Source organism: Eudoraea sp., from assembly GCF_049665975.1.
Classification (GTDB): Bacteria; Bacteroidota; Bacteroidia; order Flavobacteriales; family Flavobacteriaceae; genus Eudoraea.
The window spans coordinates 1-1,711 of sequence record NZ_JBATGR010000406.1; the positions used below are offsets into that span (position 1 = coordinate 1).

1 pseudogene is annotated in these 1,711 nt (G+C 34.9%); it reads right to left on the reverse strand.

Annotation, left to right across the window (positions count from 1 at the left end):
* Window positions 1-1,711, reverse strand: a pseudogene (locus tag WBN20_RS13525) (hypothetical protein); the annotation flags it as partial.

Below are 1,711 nucleotides of genomic sequence, written 5' to 3' on the forward strand. Positions count from 1 at the left end.
TTCCTACCAAGGCATTGTTAGCGTCATTCCATTCCGGCCTTTGTGTATTCATCCAGATTCCACCTTCTGGAATAAAGTTCGATACTTTTGCCAGAACCGTTACCAATAATTTTTCAACAAGATTAACTTTATAGATAAAATAATTTTTATCTCTAAGTAAGGCACCATCAGCACCTAATTCAGTTCTTTTTTGAGCAATCCTTTCATCTGATTCATGATCAAATTCAATAGTGTCTTTAGGGTTGACTAAGATATCTGAATAGCTTTTTATTTTATAAGGCACATTGGCATAAACAAAAATATTTTGTTTAAAGTACGTTGCTAACTTATTAGGGTAATAGTCTTCAATAAACTCTAAAAACTTTAATAAATAGATAATTTGATGATCTCCCCAATACCCAATATATGACCATGGATCATCCGGCTCTATAATTTCCCAATCAAATCCATCTTTGGTTACACGGTAAGGGTTGTAGCCATCAAAAGTGGTAGCATTTAAAAACTTATGGATCATACTTTCGATAAACTCCGGGTATGAGTGTGCCAAGGCTTCCCAGTTTTGAAAAATATCCCTCCAGTTACCTTCATAGTCCAATATTTTAGAGCCATCTAATTCATTAGTTGTGTTAATTGAAAATCTGTTCCAGGGTCTGCTCGGGTCACCATGTCTTCTACTAAATTTTAGAGGCATGTATTCAATAGCAATTCTTTTTAAGTTTTTATCCTCATCTTTTTCAGCCAATGATTTCAAATGACCAAGTGTAAATACTTCAGGAAGATTTTTTAAGAGATCTTCCTTTTTCTTAAATACTTTTTTGTTGGCGTTTTCAATATATTTTACAAAATCCCATTTTTCAATTTGATAACCATCATCAAAAATACCGCCACGCATGATGTTGAACAGCGTATTTGAAAAATGCATGGTATTTCTCAATGTATCCGCCGTCAATTGCATACCATCTGAAGCTCCATTCAACTCCAATAAATGTTTGGACCCTAATTCAATATCTTCCTGAATTATAGCAATAACGTTTGTTTTCTTTTTAATCAATTCAGAAATTTCACTGATGTTGACCATTGATTGGTTGACATTGGCAACTATCATCCAGGTTTTATCGGAATCAGGCTCTAAAGTTAAATCTGCGCAAAGAAAATAAGCTCCTTTTTCAGCTTTTATGTCAACTTCCTGTTCAATTTCTATTCCTCTTCTGAACCTATCAAGTTGTAAGGAAGAGACCAAATATTTTGCGTTTTTAATTCCGGCAGACCAGGCAATTGTGGCTTTTAAGGCTTCACTGGGTTCCGCTTTATCAACAATTATCGCACTCAGTGCAAATACGCCAATGCCAACTTCTGCTTCAAGCTCACTTTTTTTGTAAGCATCGACCAGGTTACTTTGTCTATTCTGCAAGTCGGATGTTACTCCGTAAGGAATGATATTTTGAATACCGTCCAATACCGTTACTTGTATCTCATTACTGGTATCATTGACCAATGTAGATTTTTTTACGAATCCGTATTCATCGCTCGAGCACCATTGGTACCTAAAAGTAAGGCCCAGATCTTGATTGATTTCCTCAAAAACAATCTTGTTCCCATAAAAGTTTTTATAAAGATTTCTTTGAGTCTTATATATTCCGGAATATCTATCGGAAAAAGGTTCCCATAAATGGGTTTTGCCATCAGCATGTATTTGAAGTATGGTCTTACT